Genomic DNA, 21,588 nt, shown 5'->3' with positions numbered 1-21,588 from the left:
ACAGGCTAGGTGTCGCGAGCGCGCCGCAGCGCTCGGGAGCCATCACGATCCGACAACGCTCGACCTAGACTCGGACCGTGCCCGTCCAGCCTCGCGTCGCCGTCCTCGGACCGGTCGAGGTCGCGGACCAGGAGGGGCGCCCGACCGCCGTCCCCGGAGCCCTCGCACGCTCGTTCCTCGTCGCGCTGGTGCTGGCACGCGGGCACGCCGTGACGACCGAGGCGCTCATCGACGAGCTCTGGGGGGACGACCAGCCAAGGGGTGCACGTGCGGCGCTGCAGACGCTCGTCTCCCGCCTCCGGCGCAGCACGGCTGACGGTGTCGTCGTGTCGACGAGCACCGGTTACGCACTCGGGGTCGACCCCGGCTCGGTCGACCTCACGGCTGCCGAGCACGCGGCGTCGAGCGACGACGTCGTGACGGTCCGGGCAGCGCTCGACGAGTGGCGGGGCGACCCCGGAGCGGACGTCGACGGGGACCTCGGCGCATCGCTGGCCGACCGCGCGGCCACTGCCCGCCGTGCGCTCCGACGCCGGCTCGGTGAACTCCTCCTCGACCGTGGCGACGCGGGCGAAGCAGCCGTGCTCTGGCTCGCCGAGTCCGAGGCGAACCCGTTCGACGAGGTCGCGGTCGCCGGGTGCATGCGTGCCCTGGTCGCCGCCGGTCGGACGGCCGAGGCGCTCGCCGCGTTCGCGGCGCACCGGGACCGTCTGGCGGACGAGCTCGGCGCGGACCCCTCGGCCGACCTGGTGCGGCTGAACGCCGAGCTGCTCCGACGGTCCGCCGCCGACTCCGGTCGCGCTCGCCGGGTCGGGCTGCGGGCCGCGCCGAACACGCTCGTCGGGCGACAGGAGGACCTCGCCACCGTCACGGACCTGCTGTCCCGCAACCGGCTGGTCACGATCCTCGGTGCGGGCGGGCTGGGCAAGACCCGTCTCGCGCAGGCGGTCGCCGCCGATGTGCCGCCGACCACCGGGGTGGTGGTGTTCGAGCTCGCGCCGATCGCCACCGCCGAGGACGTCGTCCCCGCGCTCGGTGCCCTGCTCGGGGTGGCCGAGTTCCGCTCCGCCCGGGCACTGCGGGACGTCGTCGTCGCCGACCTGCGGGCGCGGGTGGGGCGGGCGCTCGGGGAGGCCCCGACGGTCCTCGTCCTCGACAACTGCGAGCACCTCGTCGCCGATGTCGCCGGCCTCGCCGCTGACCTGCTCGCGAGCATCCCGGACCTCCGGATCCTCACGACCTCGCGCGCACCGCTCGCGATCGCCGGTGAGGTCGTGGCCCCGCTCGCGCCCCTGCCGGTCGAGGCCGACGGTGCCGCCGTCCGCCTCTTCACCGAGCGCGCCCGGGCCGCCCGACCCGGGGCCGTGCTGCCCGTCGACACCGTCCGACGCATCTGCACGCGGCTCGACGGGTCGCCGCTCGCGATCGAGCTGGCCGCCGCGCGGATCCGGGGGATGAGCATCGACGAGATCGAGCGTCGGTTGGACGACCGGTTCGCCCTGCTCCGCGGCGGCGACCGGAGCGCACCGGAACGGCACCGCACGCTCCTGGCGGTCATCGAGTGGAGCTGGCGGCTGCTCGACGCCGGTGCGCAGGACCTCCTGACGCGCCTGGCGCTGTTCCCGGACGGCCTGGCGGTCGACGCCGTCGAGGCAGTGGCCGCGCCGGACCGCCGGGACGATGCGCTCGACGACCTCGCCGAACTCGTCGAGCAGTCCCTCGTGCAACTCGTCGAGGTCGAGGGGGAGCCGGTCCGCTACCGCCTGCTCGAGACCGTCCGCGAGTTCGGGGCCGCACGGCTCGACGAGCGCGGCGCCACCGAGACCGTGCGCACGGCGATGATCCGCTGGGGGCGGGACTTCGCCGCCGCCCGGAACCTGTTCACGCTCACCGGCCCGGAGCAGCTCGGCCGCTTCCACGAGGTCCAGCGGGAGGCCGACAACCTCGTGACCCTGCTCCGCTGGAGCCTCCGCGCCGAAGACGCCTCGGCGACCGCGCACGTCTTCGCCGCCCTCGGTGCCTACTGGACGCTCCGGGGCGCCCACGGCGAGGTCACCGCGATCGCCTCGGACGTGGTCGCGGTGCTGCGCTCGGGCCCGCCCGCTGCCGAGGACGTCGCCGCGGTGCACGTCGGACTCGTCGTCGCCGGTGCGTCCTCGGCGTTCGACGACCGCCGGACCGCGGCGTGGGCGATCTCCACGCTCCGACGGCTCCGTCGTGCGGGGACCACGGGCTTCCCGGTGCTCGACGCGCAGGCCGCCCTGCTCCTGACCCTCGGTCGTCCGGCAGCGGGCACCGCACTGCTCGAGCGTCTCCGTGACGACCCCGACGAGGGCGTGGCCGGGACCGCCAACATGCTGAGTGCGCCCCTCGCCGAGAACGACGGCGAGTTCGAGGCCGCCCTCCGGTACGCCACCCGGGCGCAGACGCTCGCGGAGCGCACCGCCGACGCGTGGACGATCGGCACCGTGGCCGTCACCATGACGCAGCTCCTCGCCCAGACCGGCCGGTACGCGGACGCCCTCGCGAACGCCGGCCGCGCGCGGGAGCAGCTCGAGCGCTTCGGCGCCGAGGACGACCTGTACGAGATCGGCTGGACCGTCGGCCTCTGCTCGGCCGCGACCGGAGCCGTGGACACCGCCCGGTCGGTCGCTGCCGAGCTGCAGCACCGCCCGGTCGCGGGGCGCGGCGGCTTCGACGGCGACCGCTCCCAGATCGGCGTGCTCGCGGTCGCCATCGGTGCCGAGTGCCTCCGGTTCGAGGGCGACCTCGACGGTGCCGCGGCACAGTACACGGCCGCGTGGGACTGGGTCCTGCCGCACCGGAAGGCGACGCCGCACTGGACCGTGATGGCGGGCGCGGCACGGATCGCGGCGGTCGACGAGGCGGCGGTGCGCGCGGCCGACGGGGCCGCACCGTGCCTCCAGGCCGACGAACGCACGGTCGCTCGCCGTATCCGGAACGCCGCCCTCGTGATGATCCGCGTGCACCCGTGGTGGCTCGACCTGCCGGTCATCGGCACGACGCTCGTGGGGCTCGCCGTCGCGGCCGCGCGGAGCGGCCGTCCGGCCGAGGCAGCCCGCTGCTGGGGGACCGCGATGCGCTTCGGCACCCGCCAGGACTTCGCGGTGCTCGCGCACGCACGGTTCCGACCGCTCCTCGTCGACGCGGTCGGCGAGGGTCCGGTCGCGGACGCCGAGACGGCCTCGGCCGGATGGGACCGGACCGAGGCCGTCGCGCAGGCGAGGCTGCTGCTCGAGGACCTCCGCTACGCCTTCCGCATGTAGGCGCGGACCGTCAGCGGCGCGAAGACCGCGACGACGACGGCGGCGCCGAGCAGGCTGATCCACAGGTCACCGGTGACGGCACCGTGGTTGATCAGCTCCCGCACGGCGGTGATGAGGTGCGAGATCGGGTTGACCTCGGTGAACCACCGCAGCCAGCCCGGCAGGGTGTCGGTCGGGACGAACGCGTTCGACAGGAACGTCAGCGGGAACAGGACCAGGTTGGCGATGCCCGAGACGCTCGACGCGGTGCGGGCGATCACGCCGAAGTAGGCGAAGATCCAGCTGATCGCCCACGCGACGACGATCACGAGCAGGCCGGCGAGCACGACCGCGGCCGCGCCGCCCTCGGGACGGAGGCCCATGATGATGCCGACCGTGAACGTGATGGCGGTGGCGATCGCGTACCGGACGGTGTCGGCCAGCAGTGCGCCGGCGAGCGGCGCGATGCGGGCGATCGGGAGCGACTTGAAGCGGTCGAACACACCCTTGTCCATGTCCTCGCGGAGCTGGACACCGGTCACGATCGACGAGGTGATGTTCGTCTGCACGAGGATGCCGGGGATGATCACGGGCAGGTAGCTGCCGATGTCGCCGGCGATCGCGCCACCGAAGATGTACGTGAACATCACGGTGAAGACGATCGGCATGAGCGTCACGTCGAACAGCTGCTCGGGTGTGCGCCGGACCTTCACCAGGCCGCGGTACGCCATCGTGAAGGACTGCCGGATCGTGGCGCCGAGTCCCGTCGCTCCGACACCCGGGCGGGGTGTGACGCGTGGAGTCGAGGTGGGTGCGGGGGCGATGGTGGTCATGCGATGCTCCCTTCGAGCTCGCGCTGGGTGTCGTCGTCGGCGGTGGCCGGGGCACCCGTGATGGTCAGGAAGACCTCGTCGAGCGTCGGCTTCTGCACGCTCATCTCGGCGAGGGAGATGCCGGCCTCGCGGAACGACACGAGCAGGTCGGTCACGCGGTCGGGGTCGGACATCGGCGCGGTGAGGCGCGAGCCCTCGGGGCTGGCCACCGCGTCGACGCCCAGGGTGTTCCGGACGATCGCGCGGGCGGCGTCGAGCCGCAGGGCGTCGGCCAGCCGGAGCTGGAGCGAGCTCGAGCCGATGGACGCCTTCAGCTCGTCACCGGTGCCCTCGGCCACCACCCGACCGTGGTCGATCACGGCGATGCGGTCGGCGAGCTGGTCGGCCTCGTCCAGGTACTGCGTCGTCAGCAGGACTGTCGAGCCGGTCGCGACGAGCTCCCGGATCGTGTCCCACATCTGTGCACGGGTGCGGGGGTCGAGGCCCGTCGTCGGCTCGTCGAGGAAGATCAGCGGCGGCTGCGCGATGAGGCTCGCAGCCAGGTCGAGCCGCCGGCGCATGCCGCCGGAGAACGCCTTCAGCGGGCGCTTGGCGGCCTCGGTCAGGCCGAAGCGCTCCAGGAGCTCGACCGACTTGCGCTTCGACTCGGCACGGCTCAGGCCGAGCAGCCGCGAGAAGATGACGAGGTTCTCGGTCGCGCTGAGCGTCTCGTCGACGCTCGCGTACTGACCGGTCACGCCGATCAGGGAGCGGACGAGCTGCGCCTCGCGCCGGACGTCGTGGCCGAAGACGCGGGCCTCGCCGGCGTCCGCCTTGAGCAGGGTCGCGAGCATCGAGATGGTGGTGGTCTTGCCGGCGCCGTTGGGGCCGAGCACGCCGTAGACCGTGCCGGCCTCCACGCGGAGGTCGACACCGTCCACTGCGCGGTTCGTCCCGAAGGTCTTCACGAGGCCGGTGGCCTCGACCGCGAGCGGTGTGGTGGTCATTCGCGCAGGTCCTTTCGTGGTGACTCGACGTGGTTCGTCGATGTCGAGGACGATCGTGCCGCGGGCCGCTCACGCGGCACTGACGTGGCGCTGACACCGGTGCACGGCGCACGTCAGGCGGGTCCTGTGGAGGACTGCCTGGAGGCGCGGCTCACCGCCGGTACGGTGGTCGCGTGGACGAGACGGCTGGCTCCCAGAACGGTGGTGCAGGTGGCAGCACCCGCTTGCGGCTGGACATCGCGTACGACGGCGCCGCGTTCTCCGGGTGGGCCCGGCAGCCCGGACTCCGCACCGTGCAGGGAGCGCTCGAGTCGGCGCTCGCCACCGTCTTCACCCGCTGGGGGGAGCCGCCGCTGCTCACCGTCGCCGGCCGCACCGACTCCGGGGTGCACGCCACCGGTCAGGTCGCCCACGTCGATCTGACCGCGTCGCAGTGGGCGGCCCTCAGCACCAAACGCTCGCCGCTCGAGTCCCTCGTGAAGCGTCTCAACGGCATCGCCGCACCGGAGGGCGACGTCGTCGTCACCCGGGCCTCGGTCGCGCCCGACGGGTTCGACGCCCGGTTCTCCCCGCTCTGGCGGCGCTACTCGTACCGGATCGCGGACGCCGACGCCCCGCGCGATCCACGTCGACGGGGGCACACCGTGTGGCACCCGACGCGTCTGGACCCGGCGGCGATGGAGAGCGGTGCGCTGCGGTTGCTGGGGCTGCACGACTTCGCGACCTTCTGCAAGCCGCGCGAGGGCGCGACCACGATCCGGACGCTGCAGGAGTTCCGCTGGGACCGCGAGCCGGACGGCGTGCTGGTGGCGCGCCTCCAGGCAGACGCCTTCTGCCACTCCATGGTGCGCGCGATGGTGGGGGCGACCATCGCCGTCGGCGAGGGCCGGTTCGGAGCCGACCGTCTCGAGGAGCTGCGCGTCGCCGAGACCCGTACGAGCGAGTTCAAGGTGGCACCCGCGAAGGGGCTGACGCTGACCGAGGTCGGGTACCCGGCGGACGAGGATCTCGCCGCCCGGGCGACGCAGACCCGTGCGCGGCGTGGGACGAGCGACGACGGCGGTACCGTCGGGGGATGAGTCCCCGCGAACCCCGCTCCGTTGTGTCCGTCGCACCCGGGGTGGTGTTCGTCGAGGGGCCAGTGTCGAACTGGGTCGTCCTGGCGGAAGAGGACGGTGTCGCCCTGATCGACGCCGGCTACCCGGCCGACGCCGACCTCGTGCTCGACACCGTGCGGTACGCCGGACACGACCTCGACGACCTGCGCCGCGTGTACGTCACGCACGGGCACGTCGACCACGTCGGCGGCATCCCCGGCATCCTGGCGCGGTACCCGCACGTCGAGGTACTCGCGCACGCCGACGAACTCGACAACGTGCGCGGGCCGTCGCGGCAGCAGGTGACGCCGGCGGAGATCGGCGGACGGCTGGCGTCCCCGCGGGTGCTGCGCTGGCTGAGCCGGGCGATCCGGTCCGACGCCCTCCGCCCGACCGCGGTGCCCTCCGCGCGGGCGTTCACCGCGGCGGACTTCGACGGACGGGCGATCACGCCGTTCCCGGCCGACGGGCACACGGTCGGGTCGACCGCGTACCTGCTGCCCGCGGCGAACGCGATCGTCACCGGCGACGCCGTGGTGAGCCGGCACGACACGCAGCCCGGGTCCTGGGCGCCGCGGCCGCGGATGATCACGCCGTTCTTCACCGCCGACCAGGACCGCGCACTCGAGTCCGCCCGGGCCCTGCCGATCCCGGAGATCCTGCTGCCGGGGCACGGGCCGGCGGTACACCGGGTCGGATCGGCCTGGCTGCCGATCGGGTCGTGAGGGGGCGGCGAGGCGCCGCGGGCCCGAGTCTCGGCTCCAGCCCCCGACCGGGGGTGGAACGGATCGTTCACCAGCCGGAAACCTGAGGGCCCCTGCAGCTCGGTAGCGTGCGACCATGCACAGATCCGTCGGGCGCACTCTGCTGTGCGCCACCGCTGCCGCCGCGCTCGTCGCCGCACCGCTCGTCTCCGTCTCCACCGCCAGCGCGAACCCCGCCGGCACCGGCCTCGTCATCGAGGAGGCCTACCTCAAGGGCGGCAGTGCGAACCAGCCGTTCACGAACAAGTTCGTCGAGCTCGGCAACCCCACCGACACCGCCGTCAGCGTCGACGGCTGGTCGGTGCAGTACCGCGCGGCGACCGGAACCGGTTCCCCCGCGGTGGGGAAGCTCAGCGGCTCGGTCCCGGCGCACGGCACCTACCTCGTGCAGATGGGGTCGAACGGCACGAACGGCCAGGCGCTCCCCGAGCCCGACGCCGTCACCGGTCTGAACCCGTCCGGATCCACGGGCACCCTCGTGCTCGCCGACCAGGCCACCGCGCTCTCGCTGCCCGCCGGCGCGGTCACCACGGGTACACCGGGCGTCGTCGACCTGCTCGGGTACGGCACCTCGAACACGTTCGAGACCGCGGTCGCCACGGCAGGCACCGCCAACTCGGTGCCGGACGCGCTGACCCGCCAGGGCACGACCGACACCGACTCGAACGCCGCGGACTTCACGGTCACGTCGACGGTCACGCCGGAGAACGCGGCGGGCGAGACCACGCAGCCGACGGACCCGACGGATCCGACCGACCCCACCGACCCGACCGACCCCGGGACACCGGCCGAGCAGGTCACCATCGCGCAGCTGCAGGGCACCGGCGACGCCTCCCCGTACGTCGGCGGGACCGTCCGCACCGACGGCGTCGTCACGGCGGTCTACGCCACGGGCGGCTTCAACGGCTACACGGTCCAGACCGCCGGCACCGGCGGGGCGCTCGACCTGGCGAAGCACACCGCCTCCGACGCCGTGTTCGTCTACTCCGCGGCCACCGCCGGTTCGGTCCGCGTCGGCGACGCGGTCCGGCTCACCGGCTCCGTGTCCGAGTTCAACGGCCTGACCGAGCTGACGGTCCCGTCGGCCGCGGGCCTCGAGCAGTTGCCGAAGGAGGGCGTCGTGCAGCCGGTCCCGGCCACGATCACCCTCCCGCGGACGGACGCCCAGCGCGAGTCGCTCGAGAGCATGCTCGTCGCCCCGCAGGGTGACTACACGGTCGCCGACAACTACACGACGAACCAGTACGGCGAGGTCGTGCTGGCCAGTGGCAAGCAGCGGCTCCTGCAGCCCACCGAGGTCGCGCGTCCGGGCAGCGCCGAGGCGGCCGCGGTGATCGCGGACAACGCGGCGCGCACGGTCACGCTCGACGACGGTGCGAGCACGAACTTCCTCAGTGCCGCGAACCAGTCGATCCCGGTGTCCTGGCTCACCCAGGGGCCGGTGACCGTCGGCGCCGCCGCGACCTTCCGGAAGCCGGTCGTCCTCGACTACCGGAACGACGCGTGGAAGTTCCAGCCCACCTCGCCGATCACCGGAGCGACCGCGGCGGCGGACCTGCCGACGGCGTTCTCGAACGTGCGGACCACCGCCCCGGAGAACGTCGGCGGCGACATCCGGCTCGCCGGCTTCAACGTCCTGAACTACTTCCCCACGACCGGCGACCAGCTCACCGGCTGCACGTACTACACCGACCGTGACGGCGACCCCGTGACGGTCCGCGGCGGCTGCGACGCCCGAGGCGCGGCGAACGCGGACGACCTCGCCCGGCAGCAGGTGAAGATCGTCAAGGCGATCAACGGCCTCGGTGCCGACGTCGTCTCCCTCGAGGAGATCGAGAACTCCGCCCGCTTCGGCAAGGACCGCGACGCAGCCGTGGCCACCCTCGTCGCCGCGCTCAACCAGGCGACCGGCAAGGACACCTGGGCGTACGCGAAGTCCCCGGCGAAGACCCCCGCGAGCGAGGACGTCATCCGCCTCGCCCTGATCTACAAGCAGGACCGCGTCCAGCCCGTCGGCGGGTCGACGATCCTCGACTCCACCGCGTTCGCCAACGCCCGGCAGCCGCTTGCCCAGGCGTTCGCGCCCGTGGTGAAGAAGCCCGGCAAGGGCAACGGATCGGCCAAGCCGAGCAAGCAGGACACCTTCCTCGTCATCGCGAACCACTTCAAGTCGAAGGGGTCCGGCGAGGGCGTCGACGCCGACCAGGGCGACGGGCAGGGTGCCTCGAACCACTCCCGCGTCGAGCAGGCGAAGGCGCTCGTGTCGTTCTCGACCGCCCAGCAGCGGCAGGCCGGCACCGACAAGGTGTTCATGCTCGGCGACTTCAACGCCTACAGCCAGGAGGACCCGGTCAAGGTCCTCGACGACGCCGGCTACACCGACCTCGGGCCGACGCAGGACGCCACCGAGTGGTCCTACGTGTTCGACGGGCTGAGCGGCTCGCTCGACCACGTGTTCGCCTCGAAGGCGGCGCTCAGGACGGTCACCGGTGTGGACATCTGGAACATCAACTCGGTCGAGTCCGTCGGCCTGGAGTACAGCCGCTACGACTACAACGTCACGGACCTGTACCGCGACGACGTCTACCGGGCGAGCGACCACGACCCGATCCTGGTCGGCATCGACCTGCCCGGCGTCGGCGACCCGGGACAGGGGAACCCGGGCCACGGCGGCCCCGGTCACGGAGGTCACCCGGTGGCGGACGCGCTCGCGGCGCTCGCCGCGTTGATCGCGTGGTTGCGGAGCCTGTTCGGCTGATCGAGTGAGCAGCAATGGTCGCGTTCGTGGTGTGGATCCGACCATTCCTGCTCACTCAACGCGGCCCTGGCCGCGACCAGCTGCCGGACTGGAGGCGCGGTGCCAGCTGGCACCGCGCCTCCAGTCCGTCCCTGCGTGCGTTCCGACCCATCGCGCGTGACCTGGAAAGCAGAATCGCGCATGGGAGGCAGGAACGGCCTGCCTCCCATGCGCGGAACAGCCTCCTACGAGCGGAACGGCCTCCTACGAGCGGAACGGCCTCCTACGCGCGGAACAGCCCCCACGCGGCCCCGTTCGACAACCGGACCTGCGTCGGGTAGGCTCTCACCTTGGTCTGCGCGCTCTGTGCGCCGGACAGTCAGATGAGCCCTCCACCGGGCCGTTCACACGGGTTCTCCCGCGTGAACACCCACCGGAGCGGGATTCACGGACTCCTCACCTCGACACGAAAGCAGCACCACTGTGACTCGTACGTTCTCCCCGAAGCCGGCAGACGTCCAGCACGACTGGATCGTCATCGACGCGACCGACGTCGTCCTCGGCCGCCTCGCCACCCACGCCGCGGCGCTCCTGCGCGGCAAGCACAAGGCCACCTTCGCCCAGCACATGGACATGGGTGACTACGTCATCATCGTGAACGCGGACAAGGTCGCCCTGACCGGTTCGAAGCTCGCGAAGAAGGTCTACTACCGCCACTCGGGTTACCCGGGCGGCCTCACGGCGACCTCCTACCCGGAGATGCTCGAGAAGCACCCGACCCGCGCCGTCGAGAAGGCGATCCGCGGCATGCTCCCGAAGAACACCCTCGGTCGTGAGCAGCTCAAGAAGCTGAAGGTCTACGCCGGCGCGGAGCACCCGCACTCGGCGCAGCAGCCCAAGGCGTACACCTTCGACCAGGTCGCACAGTAGTTCCGGCCACGACGACTTCCAAGGACTAGGTAAAACTCATGGCTCAGATCGCTGACTCCCTCGACCAGACCCCGGAGAGCTTCACCACGGAGAGCGCACCCGCCGCTGCCGAGGCTGCTCCCCGTCAGATCCTCAACGTCTCCGGCGGTGCCGTCGGGCGCCGCAAGGAGGCCATCGCGCGCGTCCGTCTCGTGCCGGGCTCCGGCTCGTTCACGGTGAACGGCCGCACGCTCGAGGACTACTTCCCGAACAAGCTGCACCAGCAGCTCATCAACGACCCGTTCAAGGTCCTCGAGCTCCTCGGCTCGTACGACGTCGTCGCCCGCATCACCGGTGGCGGCCCCTCGGGTCAGGCCGGCGCTCTCCGCCTCGCCATCGCCCGCACGCTGAACGAGATCGACCGCGAGAACAACCGCGCGACCCTCAAGAAGGCCGGGTTCCTCACCCGCGACGCGCGCGTCATCGAGCGCAAGAAGGCCGGTCTCAAGAAGGCCCGCAAGGCTTCGCAGTTCTCGAAGCGCTAGTCGTCACCGGCTGAAGATCGCAATGCCGCGTCTGTTCGGTACCGACGGGGTTCGTGGTCTCGCCAACGGCGAGCTGACGGCCGCGCTCGCACTGGGTCTTGCCCAGGCGAGCGCGGCCGTCCTCACACACGGACACCATGCGGACGCCCGTCGGGCGTCCGGTCGACCGCGCCCTCGCGCGGTCCTGGCGCGCGACCCGCGCGTCTCCGGTGAGTTCCTCGGTGCCGCTGTCGCGGCCGGGCTCGCCTCCGCCGGCGTCGACGTGCTCGACGCCGGGGTCATCCCCACTCCCGCAGCGGCGTTCCTCGTCGCGGACATCGACGCCGACTTCGGCGTGATGATCTCCGCGTCGCACAACCCCGCGCCGGACAACGGGATCAAGTTCTTCGCAGCGGGCGGCCGCAAGCTCCCCGACGAGGTCGAGGACCGCATCGAAGCGGCCATGCACGACCACTCCGCACCGACCCCCACGGGCGCCGAGGTCGGTCGCATCACCCGCTTCGCCGACGCCGAGGACCGTTACGTCGTCCACCTGCTCGGTACGCTGCCGCACCGGCTCGACGGTCTGCACGTCGTGCTCGACTGCGCGAACGGTGCTGCCGCCGGGGTCTCGCCCGAGGTGTTCGTGAACGCCGGGGCGAAGGTCACGCTGATCGGGGCCGACCCGGACGGCATGAACATCAACGACGGTGTCGGGTCCACCCACATCGACAACCTGGCCCGTGCGGTGCTGTCGCACGGTGCGGACGTCGGCATCGCGCACGACGGCGACGCGGACCGCTGCCTCGCGGTCGACGCCGCCGGCAACGCGATCGACGGCGACCAGATCATGGCGATCCTGGCGCTGTCGCTCAAGGAGCGCGGACACCTCGTGTCGGACACCCTCGTCGCGACGGTGATGTCGAACCTCGGACTGATCCGGGCGATGGCGGACGCCGGCATCGCGGTGGAGCAGACCGCGGTGGGTGACCGCTACGTCCTCGAGAAGATGAACGAGGGCGGGTTCTCCCTCGGCGGTGAGCAGTCCGGCCACGTGATCTTCAACGAGTACGCGACCACGGGTGACGGCATCCTCACGGGGCTGCACCTCGTCGCCGAGATGGCGCGCACGGGCAAGTCGCTGCAGGAGCTCGCCTCGTGCATGACGGTGTTCCCGCAGGTGCTCCTCAACGTGCGCGGCGTCGATCGGCACGGGCTGGCCGACCAGGGCGTGCAGGACGCGGTCGCCGCCGCCTCCGCTGCGCTCGGTGACACCGGCCGGGTGCTGCTGCGTCCGTCCGGGACCGAGCCCGTCGTCCGTGTGATGGTCGAGGCCGCCTCGCAGGAGGACGCCCAGCGCATCGCCGACGAGCTCGCCGCGGTTGTGCAGGAGCGTCTGGCGCTCGACGCCGCGTAGGGCGTCGGCGTCCGCGTAGGTCCTCCGCAAGACACCGGTGTTCGTCGGTCGAACACCCGCATGGCGCGGTGCGACACACGAACACCGGTGTTTTGCGTTCAGATCTTGCGGAGCAGCACCGACGACACCTTGTGGTCCGCCGCCTTCTTCAGCACGAGGGTCGCCCGGGAGCGCGTCGGCAGCACGTTCTCGAGCAGGTTCGGCTCGTTGATCGCCCGCCAGACCTGGGTCGCCGTCTGGACCGCGTCGTCGCGCGACAGCGAGGCGAACCGGTGGAAGAACGAGTCCGGGCTCGAGAACGCCTCTTCCTGCAGGGCCAGGAACCGGTCGACGTACCAGGCCTCGATGTCCTTGGTCTTGGCGTCGACGTAGATCGTGAAGTCGAACAGGTCGGACAGCGCGAGTCGCCCGTGCACCGGTGGCGCGAGCACGTTGAGGCCCTCGACGATGAGGATGTCCGGCTGTCGCACGACGATCTCGGCGTCCGGCACGATGTCGTAGACCAGGTGCGAGTAGTACGGCGCCCGGACCTCGGTCGCGCCGCTCTTCACCTGGCTCACGAACCGCAGCAGGGAGCGACGGTCGTAGGACTCCGGGAAGCCCTTCCGGTCCATGATCCCGCGGCGCTCGAGCTCGGCGTTCGGGTACAGGAACCCGTCGGTGGTGACGAGTTCCACGCGCGGGGTGTCCGGCCAGCGCTTCGTGAGCTCGCGGAGCAGTCGCGCGACGGTCGACTTCCCGACGGCGACGGACCCGGCGACACCGATCACGAACGGCGTGCGTCCGGCTCGGTCACCGAGGAACGCCGAGGTCGACGCGTGCAGGTTCCGGGCTCCGGCGGCGTACAGCGTCAGCAGCCGCGACAGCGGGAGGTAGACCTCCTGCACCTCCTGCATGTCCAACCGGTCGCCGAGACCGCGCAGCTGCACGATCTCGGTCTCGGTGAGCGACAGGTGCTCCTTCGGAGCGAGCTGCGACCACTCGCCACGCGGGATCTCCACGAAGGGGGTCGGGTGCGCGACGGTGGTCTCCGGGATCGGCATGGGAACGAGCGTACAGACGGGAGGCGCAGATCACGTGAGCCGACCGGCCCACGTGATCCGGGCCTCCCGTCCAGTGCTCGGGGTGCGTCCGCAGGACGCGGCGCGTCAGGCGGGCAGGGCCGCCTCGATCGCGGCGATCACCTGCGGTGCGTCCGGCTTCGTGGTCGGCCGGAAGCGCGTGACCGTGCCGTCCGGCGCGACCAGGAACTTCTCGAAGTTCCACGTGACGCGGCCGGCCTTGCCCTCGGCGTCCGGGGTCTCCTTGAGGGCCTGGTAGAGCGGGTGGGCGCTCTTGCCGTTCACCTTGACCTTCTCGGACATCGGGAAGGTGACGCCCCACGTGGTGGAGCAGTACTCGTCGATGGCCTCGGAGCTGCCGAGCTCCTGCAGGAACTGGTTGCTCGGGAACCCGAGCACGGTGAAGCCGCGCGGGCCGTACTCCTTCTGGAGCGCCTCGAGCTGCTCGTACTGCGGGGCGAGGCCGCACCGCGAGGCGACGTTCACCACGAGCACCACCTTGTCCGCGTAGGCCCCGAAGGTGGTGTCCTCGCCGTGCAGTGTCGTGATCGCGATGTCATCGAACCGTCCCATGTCCCAAACGTTATCCCCAGCCCTGCTGCTTCGCAGGGTCGGTGTCCAGGCAGACCGTAGGATCGGTGCCATGTGTGGAATCGTCGGCTACGTCGGCAGCAACAGCAGCCAGGACGTGCTCCTCGGTGGTCTCCGTCGGCTCGAGTACCGCGGCTACGACTCGGCGGGCATCGCCGTCGTCGACGGCTCGCACGAGCTGGCCTCGGCGAAGAAGGCCGGCAAGCTCCAGGCCCTCGTCGACGAGCTCGAGTCGCACCCGATCGCCGACGGCGGCACGGGCATCGGACACACCCGCTGGGCGACCCACGGCGGGCCGACCGACGGCAACGCGCACCCGCACCTGGCGGACGGCGGCAAGCTCGCCCTCATCCACAACGGCATCATCGAGAACTTCTCCGAGCTCCGCGCCGAGCTGCAGGCCGAAGGTGTCGAGTTCCTCAGCGAGACCGACTCCGAGGTCGCCGCGCACCTCGTCGCGCGGTCCTTCCGCGAGACCGGTGACCTGACCAGCGCCATGCAGCAGGCCGTGCAGCGGCTCGAGGGTGCGTTCACGCTCCTCGTCGTGCACGCCGACCAGCCCGGCGTCGTCGTCGGCGCCCGTCGCAACTCCCCGCTGGTGGTCGGCCTCGGCGACGGCGAGAACTTCATGGGCTCGGACGTCGCAGCGTTCGTGGCGTTCACGCAGCGAGCCCTCGCCATCGGGCAGGACGAGATCGCCACGATCCGCCCCGACCGTGTCGACGTCATCCACTTCGACGGCACCCCCGCGACGCCGTCCGAGTTCGAGGTGAACTGGGACGCCTCCGCCGCCGACAAGGGCGGCTGGAGCTCCTTCATGGCGAAGGAGATCAGCGAGGAGCCCGAGGCCGTCGCGAAGACGATCCTCGGTCGCGTGCACGACGGCGCCGTGACGCTGACCGACCTCGACCCGATCGCCGAGCGCCTGGCGACGGTCGACCGCGTCATCGTGATCGCCTGCGGCACCGCCGCGTACGCCGGCATCCTCGGCAAGTACGCCATCGAGCAGTGGGCCCGCATCCCGGTCGAGGTCGAGCTCGCCCACGAGTTCCGCTACCGCGACCCCGTGCTGAACGACCGCACGCTCGTCGTCTCGATCAGCCAGTCCGGCGAGACCATGGACACGCTCATGGCCGTCAAGTACGCCCGTGAGCAGGGCGCCCAGGTCCTCTCGATCTGCAACACCCAGGGAGCGACGATCCCGCGCGAGTCCGACGCGGTGATCTACACGCACGCCGGGCCCGAGGTCGCCGTCGCGTCGACGAAGGCCTTCATCGCCCAGGGTGTCGCGCTGTACCTGCTCGGGCTGCACCTGGCCACCCTCCGGGGCACGCTGACGGCCGAGCAGATCGCGGAGCAGGTCGCCGAGCTCGAGGGGCTCGCGCCGAAGCTGCAGCAGACCATCGACGACGCGTCCGGCATCAAGGACCTCGCCCGCTGGATGGCCGACACCCGCAGCGTCCTGTTCCTCGGACGCCACGTGGGGTACCCGATCGCGCTCGAGGGTGCGCTGAAGCTCAAGGAGCTCGCGTACATCCACGCCGAGGGCTTCGCCGCCGGGGAGCTCAAGCACGGCCCGATCGCGCTCATCGAGCCCGGCCAGATCGTCTTCGTGATCGTGCCGTCCCCGCGTGACCCGCGGTCGCTGCACCCGAAGGTCGTCTCGAACATCCAGGAGATCCGCGCCCGCGGTGCCCGGGTGATCGCGATCGCCGAAGAGGGCGACGCCGCCGTGCTGCCCTTCGCCGACGAGGTCCTGCGCATCCCGCTCGCGACGCCGCTGTTCGAGCCGCTGCTCGCGGTCGCGCCGCTGCACATGTTCGGCATGGAGCTCGCCGCGGCCAAGGGCCTCGACGTCGACCAGCCGCGCAACCTCGCGAAGTCGGTCACCGTCGAGTAGTCGCACGATGATCATCGGCATCGGGGTCGACGTGGTCGACCTGGAGCGGTTCGAGCGGGTGCTCGACCGGACGCCGGCGATGCGCGCGCGGTTGTTCACCCCGTCGGAGCTCCTCCGCGACGGGGAGCCCCGACCGATCGCGTCCCTCGCCGCCCGGTTCGCGGCGAAGGAAGCGCTGATCAAGGCCTTCGGGTCGAGTGCGGGGCTGAGCTGGCAGGACCTCGAGGTCGTCTCCGACGACCAGCGGAACCCGTCGCTCACGCTGCGCCAGGGGGCGCAGCGGGTGGCGGAATCGCGGGGGGTCGGGTCGGTGCACCTCTCGCTCTCGCACGACGGAGGGATCGCGACGGCGTTCGTGGTCCTGGAAGGAACAGGGGAACAGGCGTGAGTGCGTTCACCGGCATCACGGTCGACCGACCGGCGACGGTTCTGTCGCTGATCGCCAAGGGGGTCGCGTCGTGAGTGCGTTCACCGGCATCACGGTCGACCGACCGGCGACGGTTCTGTCGCTGATCGCCAAGGGGGTCGCGTCGTGAGTGCGTTCACCGGCATCACGGTCGACCGGGAGGCACTGATCGCCAACTACGGTCGGGTCGCCGAACAGGTGGCCCCGTCCGGCGTCATCGCGGTCGTCAAGGCCAACGGGTACGGGCACGGCGCAGCAGAGGCAGCGCAGGCCTTCGTGGACGCCGGCGCGGAGTGGCTCGGCGTCGCGGACATCGACGAAGCGGTCGCGCTGCGGCAGGCGGGCATCGACGAGGGCGTCCGGATCCTCGCGTGGCTGCACGCCCCCGACGAGGACTTCCGTCGCGCGGCCCGGTACGGCATCACCCCGGCGGTGTCGAGCGTGTCGCAGCTCGCCGCGGCCGCCGACTCCGAGGTCCCGGAGGTGCACGTCTGCGTCGACACGGGCCTGAGCCGCAACGGCGCGGTCGAGTCCGAGTGGGCGGAGCTCTTCGCGACCGCCGGGCGTCTGGCCCGCAGCGGGAACCGCACCCGCGTCGAGGGACTCATGTCGCACCTGGCGAACGCCTCCCGCGCGGACGACCTCGACCAGGACGCCGCACTCCAGCGGGCGCTCGACGGCCTCGCCGCGAACGGCATCGTGCCCGACATGGTGCACCTCGCTGCCAGCGCCGCGGGTCTCGCCGTCCCGGAGACCCGTCGTGACGTCGCCCGGGTCGGTCTCGCGCTGTACGGCCTCAGCCCCTTCGCCGACCGCACCTCGGCCGACCTCGGTCTCCGCCCGGCGATGCGGGTGACGGCAGCGGTGCTCCGGACGGTGCCGGTCCGGGCCGGCGAGGGCGTCAGCTACGGCTACACCTGGCGTGCCGAGACGGACACGCGGCTCGCGGTCATCGGCCTCGGCTACGCGGACGGCTTCGACCGCGACTTCGGCAACCGCGTCTCGGTCCGCATCGGCGACCGGACGTTCCCGGTCGTCGGGCGTGTGGCCATGAACGCGATGCACGTCGACATCGGTGACGCCGACGTGCAGGTCGGCGACGAGGCCGTGCTCTGGGGCGACCCGGCGAACGGCGACCCCGCGGTCGAGGACTGGGCGGCGGCCGTCGGCACGATCAACTACGAGGTGGTCGCCCGGGTCGGCCGCAGCGTGGAACGGAGGACGACGTGAACGCGCCGCTGCGCCGGGCCGAGATCGACCTCGACGCCTACCGCGCCAACCTCGACCTGGTCCGCGAGTGGATGGACCCCGTCGAGCTCATGGCGATCATGAAGGCCGACGCGTACGGGCACGGCCTCGAGCCGATCGCCCTCGCCGCGGTGGACGCCGGCATCCGGTGGATCGGCGTGCTCACGGTCCCTGCGGCCCTGCGCCTGCGATCGATCGGTGTCAGCGAGGACGTGCACCTCTTCACGTGGCAGCACGACCCCGCCCTGGACTTCCGCGACGCGATCGACTCGGCGGTCGACCTCGGCGTCTCGAACGTGCCGGAGCTGCAGCGCGTCATCGACGCCGTCGACCAGCGACCCGCGCGCGTGCACCTCGGGTTCGACTCCGGGCTGCACCGCGACGGGGCGACCCCGGAGACCTGGCCGGCGCTCGTGTCGCTCGCGCTGGACGCACAGCGGGCCGGCCGCATCGAGGTCGTCGCCGCCTACACGCACCTGGCGGAGTCGTCGGACCAGGACGACACCGACGCCGTGGCGCTCTTCGACGCCGCCGTCGAGCGGGCCGACGACCTCGGGCTCGACATCCCGACGGAGCACGTCGCGGCGTCGCTCGCCGGGCTCGAGCGCAAGGAGTTCCGCAAGGACATGGTCCGGATGGGCGCGAACCTGTTCGGCATCCCCGGTGCGGACGGGGTCTCCGCCGCCGACCTCGGCCTCGAACCCGTCATGACCCTCACCGCCTCGGTCGCGAAGACCAAGCGGGTGCCCGTCGACACCGGCGTCTCGTACGACTACACGTACCGGACGACCACCGAGACGACCCTGGCGCTCGTGCCGGTCGGGTACGCCGACGGGGTGCCGCGGCTCGCCCAGGGCCGGATCGAGGTCGCCATCGCCGGCAAGCGGTACCCGATCGCGGGTCGTGTGGCGATGGACCAGTTCCTGGTGGACGTCGGCGACGACGACGTCCGGACCGGTGACGCCGTCGTGCTGTTCGGCACGGGGGAGCACGACGAGATGACCGTCCTGGAGTGGGGCGAGGCGCTCGGCACCATCGGCGAGGAGATCGTCTGCCGCATCGGCGCCCGTGTCCCGCGGGAGTACCAGGGCCACAGCGTCGAGGGGCACGTCGCGGAGTACCTCCGGGGTGAGCGGTGACCGACGCCCGCGTCCTGCTCGACACCGCCGTCGCGACGACCGACGAGATGGGCGCTCTCGGTGCCCGGCTCGCCGCGGTCCTGCGTGCCGGGGACCTCGTCGTGCTGACCGGTCCGCTCGGCGCCGGCAAGACCACGCTCACCCGGGGCCTCGGCGCCGCGCTGGGCGCTCGGGGGCAGGTGTCCAGCCCGACGTTCGTGCTCGCGCGCACCCACCCGACCACGTCCGGCCCCGACCTCGTGCACGTCGATGCGTACCGACTGTCCGACCCCGTGGAGCTCGACGACCTCGACCTCGACTGGGACGCCTCGATCGTCGTGGTGGAGTGGGGCCGCGGCTTCGTCGACGGCATTTCCGACAGCGTGCTCGACGTCGAGATCGTCCGCGCGACGGGTGCCGGTGCGGACGACCCGGACGACCTCGACCCGGACGACGTCCCGGACGAGCCGCGCCGTGTGGTCGTCACCGCCACCGGGCCGCGCTGGGCCGTCACGACGCTTTGAACCGGAACTCTCGAGGACTGATACTTGCTCGCCTTTGAGTGATCTGAGAGCGTCGGGGAGCATTAAGTGCCGGCGTGTCCTACGCTGACGATCATGGCGGCGAGCGGTGATTGGCACGTTGACAAGCTGATTCTGGAGAATTTCAGGTGCTTCGAGCGACTCGAGGTTGACTTTGACCCATCGTTAACAGTGCTAGTTGGGGTCAACGGCACCGGCAAGACGTCTGTTCTGGACGGGCTCGCCGTCATGCTCTCGACGGTGCTCAGGCAGTTCGAAGGCTCGACGCTCGGGTTCAAGCTGGGCGACGCGCGTGAAGTTCCGCATGACCTCGACTCGAGTGGTGGCGTTGCGCGAATGGAACCGACTTACCCGGTGTCCGCTTACGTCGAAGGGACATTGGCGGGTGAGGGCGCCTGGTGGCGCCGCGTGCGACAGACAGCTTCAGGGCGCACCTCCTGGGCGGACCGCAACACCGAGGTTGGTCACATTGCCGCGCGAGTCTGGCGTGATTCGGATACCGACTCGGTGACAGCGCCGATGCTTCCGGTAATCGGGCTGTACGGCGTCGAACGCCTTCTGGGCGTTCGACGGGCTGCCGGGGCAATCTCCCGTTCCCGTTCGGGCGCCTATGATTCGGCCCTCGACGGGAAGTCTGATCTCGTTAGGCTGTCCAAGTACATCCGTGGATTGACCCTGGCAGAGTTCGCTGCAGACAAGCGCGGCTCTGGCGGGGAAGCCGCGAGCGAGCAGCTTCGAGCGATCTCACTCGCCGCGAATGAGGTCTTGAAGCACACGGGTTGGCATGATCCCGAGTGGAGTCCCATCGTCGAGGAGATCGCGATCACGCATGCCCAGCGGGGTACCCTCCCGCTTTCGTCGCTATCGAGCGGTATCAAGATTGCCGTGGGCCTCGTCGTCGACCTCGTAAGTCGAATCGCCCGAGCTAATCCTCGAGTGGGCGCGGAGATCCTCCTGGAGCGGGCCTCGGGCATCGTTCTCATCGACGAGGTCGACCTGCATCTCCACCCGACGTGGCAACAGCGCATATTGCCGCAGCTCCGCAAGGTCTTCCCGCGAATTCAGTTCATTGTGACGACTCACAGTCCCCAGGTATTGTCGACCGTCAACGCTTCTGAGATCAGGATCATCGACGGAAACTCTGTTCACCATGTCGACTTTGCGGCTGGACTTCGGAGTGACATCGTCATGTCAAAGGTGCTCGGCACGGATCCTGAGCCGGATCTGCCGATTAATCAAACCCTCGACCGATACGTGGAACTGGTCGATAGCGGGCAAGGGCGGACCGGCGAGGCTAATGGTCTCCGATTGGAACTTGACCAGAAGCTAGGTGGAGTGGCGAATGTCCCGAAGCTCGCCGACGCGGACGCGAGCATGGCCTTTGATGATCTCGACGTCTGATGAGGAAGATCGAAGCGCATGCCGAACCCGCTGCGATGCTCACGTTGCGCCGACAAGGAGCAACGTTTGGTGAACTGACCTCTGAGTCCTCGATACGCCGAACTCTCTGGGAGCAGCAGGGGCGGCGCTGCGCCTACTGTGAGCGCAGTCTCGCTGACCCTGCGACGCCCGGCCACAACACCCGAATCGAACATTTTCACCCGCAGAACGGCAGCGATTGGACCGCGGACTGCGAGCGTGGGAGTCACGCATCTGCTGATGATCAAGCCCCAGTCGCGTGGGGAAATCTGCTTTTGTGCTGCGATGGGAACGAACGAGCGGGAAGGGACTTCACCTGCGACAAGGCGAAGGGCAACCTTGACGTGTGCGGCAGGTTTCGTAATCCCAGGGATTGGACTGTTGGTCGGTTGGTCAATGTCGCGCCAGACGGGCGGGTCGCCCCGCTGTCCGGCCTGCCAGATGGGGCCGATGGGGTCCTCGGACGGGTGCTAAACCTGAACGCTGATCACCTTGTGGTTGCTCGGAAAGTGGTCCTCGCTGCGCTGAAGCGGGAGATCAGTGCTCGGGCAGCTCGACGACACGGTTTGTCACCCCAGCAACGCTCGGCGATGGCCGACAACTTGCGACGTGATGCCGGTATTCGCGAGTTTGGGGCCTGCTATCTCGCGGTCGCTGCTCGCCTGGCCTGACGAGCGGAGGGAGGATGGGTGCCGAGTTGCGATTCGCAACGAGGCCCCGGTCGTTAAGATCGTCCTCCGGTCGACCGCCGGCCGGTGGACAGCGCCGGA

General features: G+C 70.8%; 18 protein-coding genes. 14 read left to right on the top strand and 4 right to left on the bottom strand.

The annotated features are described in order from the left end of the window. Positions 1-77 precede the first annotated feature (77 nt). Positions 78-3,287 (top strand): BTAD domain-containing putative transcriptional regulator, encoded by a 3,210-nt coding sequence (locus tag FS532_RS09650; protein WP_144753304.1) that lies wholly within the window; start codon positions 78-80, stop codon positions 3,285-3,287. Here the strand turns inward: FS532_RS09650 and FS532_RS09645 are convergent. Next, on the bottom strand, positions 3,269-4,099 hold the full coding sequence (locus tag FS532_RS09645; RefSeq protein ID WP_144753301.1) for an ABC transporter permease: 831 nt from the start codon (positions 4,097-4,099) through the stop codon (positions 3,269-3,271). The two genes, FS532_RS09650 and FS532_RS09645, sit on opposite strands and share 19 nt — an antisense overlap. Next, entirely contained in the window at positions 4,096-5,085 is a 990-nt protein-coding gene (locus tag FS532_RS09640) for an ATP-binding cassette domain-containing protein (protein WP_144753298.1), read from the bottom strand. The genes FS532_RS09645 and FS532_RS09640 overlap by 4 nt, the downstream gene beginning before the upstream one ends. A gap of 173 nt (positions 5,086-5,258) precedes the next feature. Between FS532_RS09640 and truA the strand changes: the two genes are divergently transcribed. From truA to glmM, 6 genes are all read left to right on the top strand, one after another. Next, the gene (gene truA / locus FS532_RS09635) at positions 5,259-6,164 is read left to right on the top strand and encodes a tRNA pseudouridine(38-40) synthase TruA (RefSeq protein ID WP_144753295.1); all 906 of its coding nucleotides are present in this window, start codon (positions 5,259-5,261) and stop codon (positions 6,162-6,164) included. Continuing rightward, on the top strand, positions 6,161-6,907 hold the full coding sequence (locus FS532_RS09630) for an MBL fold metallo-hydrolase (RefSeq protein ID WP_144753291.1): 747 nt from the start codon (positions 6,161-6,163) through the stop codon (positions 6,905-6,907). The genes truA and FS532_RS09630 overlap by 4 nt, the downstream gene beginning before the upstream one ends. A 115-nt stretch (positions 6,908-7,022) precedes the next feature. Next, positions 7,023-9,704 carry an ExeM/NucH family extracellular endonuclease gene (locus FS532_RS09625; RefSeq protein ID WP_144753286.1) on the top strand — a complete coding sequence of 894 codons (2,682 nt, stop codon included), beginning with the start codon at positions 7,023-7,025 and terminating at the stop codon, positions 9,702-9,704. A gap of 462 nt (positions 9,705-10,166) precedes the next feature. Beyond that, the gene (rplM, locus tag FS532_RS09620) at positions 10,167-10,613 is read left to right on the top strand and encodes a 50S ribosomal protein L13 (protein WP_022906970.1); all 447 of its coding nucleotides are present in this window, start codon (positions 10,167-10,169) and stop codon (positions 10,611-10,613) included. Between the two features lie 38 nt (positions 10,614-10,651). Continuing rightward, positions 10,652-11,137, top strand: a complete 486-nt coding sequence (rpsI, locus tag FS532_RS09615) for a 30S ribosomal protein S9 (protein ID WP_144753283.1) — start codon at positions 10,652-10,654, stop codon at positions 11,135-11,137. Positions 11,138-11,159: 22 nt separating this feature from the next. Then, entirely contained in the window at positions 11,160-12,533 is a 1,374-nt protein-coding gene (gene glmM / locus FS532_RS09610) for a phosphoglucosamine mutase (RefSeq protein ID WP_144753280.1), read from the top strand. Positions 12,534-12,631: 98 nt separating this feature from the next. Here the strand turns inward: glmM and coaA are convergent, their stop codons facing one another. Continuing rightward, positions 12,632-13,576, bottom strand: a complete 945-nt coding sequence (gene coaA / locus FS532_RS09605; protein WP_144753277.1) for a type I pantothenate kinase — start codon at positions 13,574-13,576, stop codon at positions 12,632-12,634. A 105-nt stretch (positions 13,577-13,681) separates the two neighbouring features. Next, positions 13,682-14,167 (bottom strand): glutathione peroxidase, encoded by a 486-nt coding sequence (locus FS532_RS09600; RefSeq protein WP_144753274.1) that lies wholly within the window; start codon positions 14,165-14,167, stop codon positions 13,682-13,684. A 70-nt stretch (positions 14,168-14,237) separates the two neighbouring features. Between FS532_RS09600 and glmS the strand changes: the two genes are divergently transcribed. From glmS to FS532_RS09565, 7 genes are all read left to right on the top strand, one after another. Beyond that, a complete protein-coding gene (glmS, locus tag FS532_RS09595; RefSeq protein ID WP_144753271.1) occupies positions 14,238-16,085 on the top strand; it encodes a glutamine--fructose-6-phosphate transaminase (isomerizing) in 1,848 nt (615 codons plus the stop codon). A gap of 7 nt (positions 16,086-16,092) precedes the next feature. After that, entirely contained in the window at positions 16,093-16,473 is a 381-nt protein-coding gene (locus tag FS532_RS09590) for a holo-ACP synthase (RefSeq protein WP_144753268.1), read from the top strand. A gap of 144 nt (positions 16,474-16,617) precedes the next feature. Next, positions 16,618-17,721 (top strand): alanine racemase, encoded by a 1,104-nt coding sequence (gene alr / locus FS532_RS09585; protein ID WP_144753265.1) that lies wholly within the window; start codon positions 16,618-16,620, stop codon positions 17,719-17,721. After that, positions 17,718-18,878 carry an alanine racemase gene (alr, locus tag FS532_RS09580; protein ID WP_186321979.1) on the top strand — a complete coding sequence of 387 codons (1,161 nt, stop codon included), beginning with the start codon at positions 17,718-17,720 and terminating at the stop codon, positions 18,876-18,878. The genes alr (FS532_RS09585) and alr (FS532_RS09580) overlap by 4 nt, the downstream gene beginning before the upstream one ends. After that, positions 18,875-19,381 carry a tRNA (adenosine(37)-N6)-threonylcarbamoyltransferase complex ATPase subunit type 1 TsaE gene (tsaE, locus tag FS532_RS09575; RefSeq protein WP_144753259.1) on the top strand — a complete coding sequence of 169 codons (507 nt, stop codon included), beginning with the start codon at positions 18,875-18,877 and terminating at the stop codon, positions 19,379-19,381. The genes alr (FS532_RS09580) and tsaE overlap by 4 nt, the downstream gene beginning before the upstream one ends. Before the next feature lie 93 nt (positions 19,382-19,474). Then, positions 19,475-20,800 carry an AAA family ATPase gene (locus FS532_RS09570; RefSeq protein WP_144753256.1) on the top strand — a complete coding sequence of 442 codons (1,326 nt, stop codon included), beginning with the start codon at positions 19,475-19,477 and terminating at the stop codon, positions 20,798-20,800. Beyond that, a complete protein-coding gene (locus FS532_RS09565) occupies positions 20,800-21,489 on the top strand; it encodes a hypothetical protein (RefSeq protein ID WP_144753253.1) in 690 nt (229 codons plus the stop codon). The genes FS532_RS09570 and FS532_RS09565 overlap by 1 nt, the downstream gene beginning before the upstream one ends. Positions 21,490-21,588: the final 99 nt, after the last annotated feature.

This window comes from Curtobacterium pusillum (assembly GCF_007673235.1).
Classification (GTDB): domain Bacteria; phylum Actinomycetota; class Actinomycetes; order Actinomycetales; family Microbacteriaceae; genus Curtobacterium; species Curtobacterium pusillum_C.
The sequence above is the reverse complement of the archived record's forward strand: the minus strand, read 5'-3'. Positions and strand labels throughout refer to the sequence as shown.

Bases quoted from the DNA above. Each gene is read 5' to 3' on its own strand.
- FS532_RS09600 (WP_144753274.1), bottom strand. From the start codon at position 14,167: ATGGGACGGTTCGATGACATCGCGATCACGACACTGCACGGCGAGGAC.
- FS532_RS09645 (WP_144753301.1), bottom strand. From the start codon at position 4,099: ATGACCACCATCGCCCCCGCACCCACCTCGACTCCACGCGTCACACCC.
- FS532_RS09570 (WP_144753256.1), top strand. From the start codon at position 19,475: ATGGCGGCGAGCGGTGATTGGCACGTTGACAAGCTGATTCTGGAGAAT.
- FS532_RS09630 (WP_144753291.1), top strand. From the start codon at position 6,161: ATGAGTCCCCGCGAACCCCGCTCCGTTGTGTCCGTCGCACCCGGGGTG.
- FS532_RS09625 (WP_144753286.1), top strand. From the start codon at position 7,023: ATGCACAGATCCGTCGGGCGCACTCTGCTGTGCGCCACCGCTGCCGCC.
- FS532_RS09640 (WP_144753298.1), bottom strand. From the start codon at position 5,085: ATGACCACCACACCGCTCGCGGTCGAGGCCACCGGCCTCGTGAAGACC.
- coaA (WP_144753277.1), bottom strand. From the start codon at position 13,576: ATGCCGATCCCGGAGACCACCGTCGCGCACCCGACCCCCTTCGTGGAG.
- glmS (WP_144753271.1), top strand. From the start codon at position 14,238: ATGTGTGGAATCGTCGGCTACGTCGGCAGCAACAGCAGCCAGGACGTG.
- rpsI (WP_144753283.1), top strand. From the start codon at position 10,652: ATGGCTCAGATCGCTGACTCCCTCGACCAGACCCCGGAGAGCTTCACC.
- FS532_RS09565 (WP_144753253.1), top strand. From the start codon at position 20,800: ATGAGGAAGATCGAAGCGCATGCCGAACCCGCTGCGATGCTCACGTTG.
- FS532_RS09590 (WP_144753268.1), top strand. From the start codon at position 16,093: ATGATCATCGGCATCGGGGTCGACGTGGTCGACCTGGAGCGGTTCGAG.
- glmM (WP_144753280.1), top strand. From the start codon at position 11,160: ATGCCGCGTCTGTTCGGTACCGACGGGGTTCGTGGTCTCGCCAACGGC.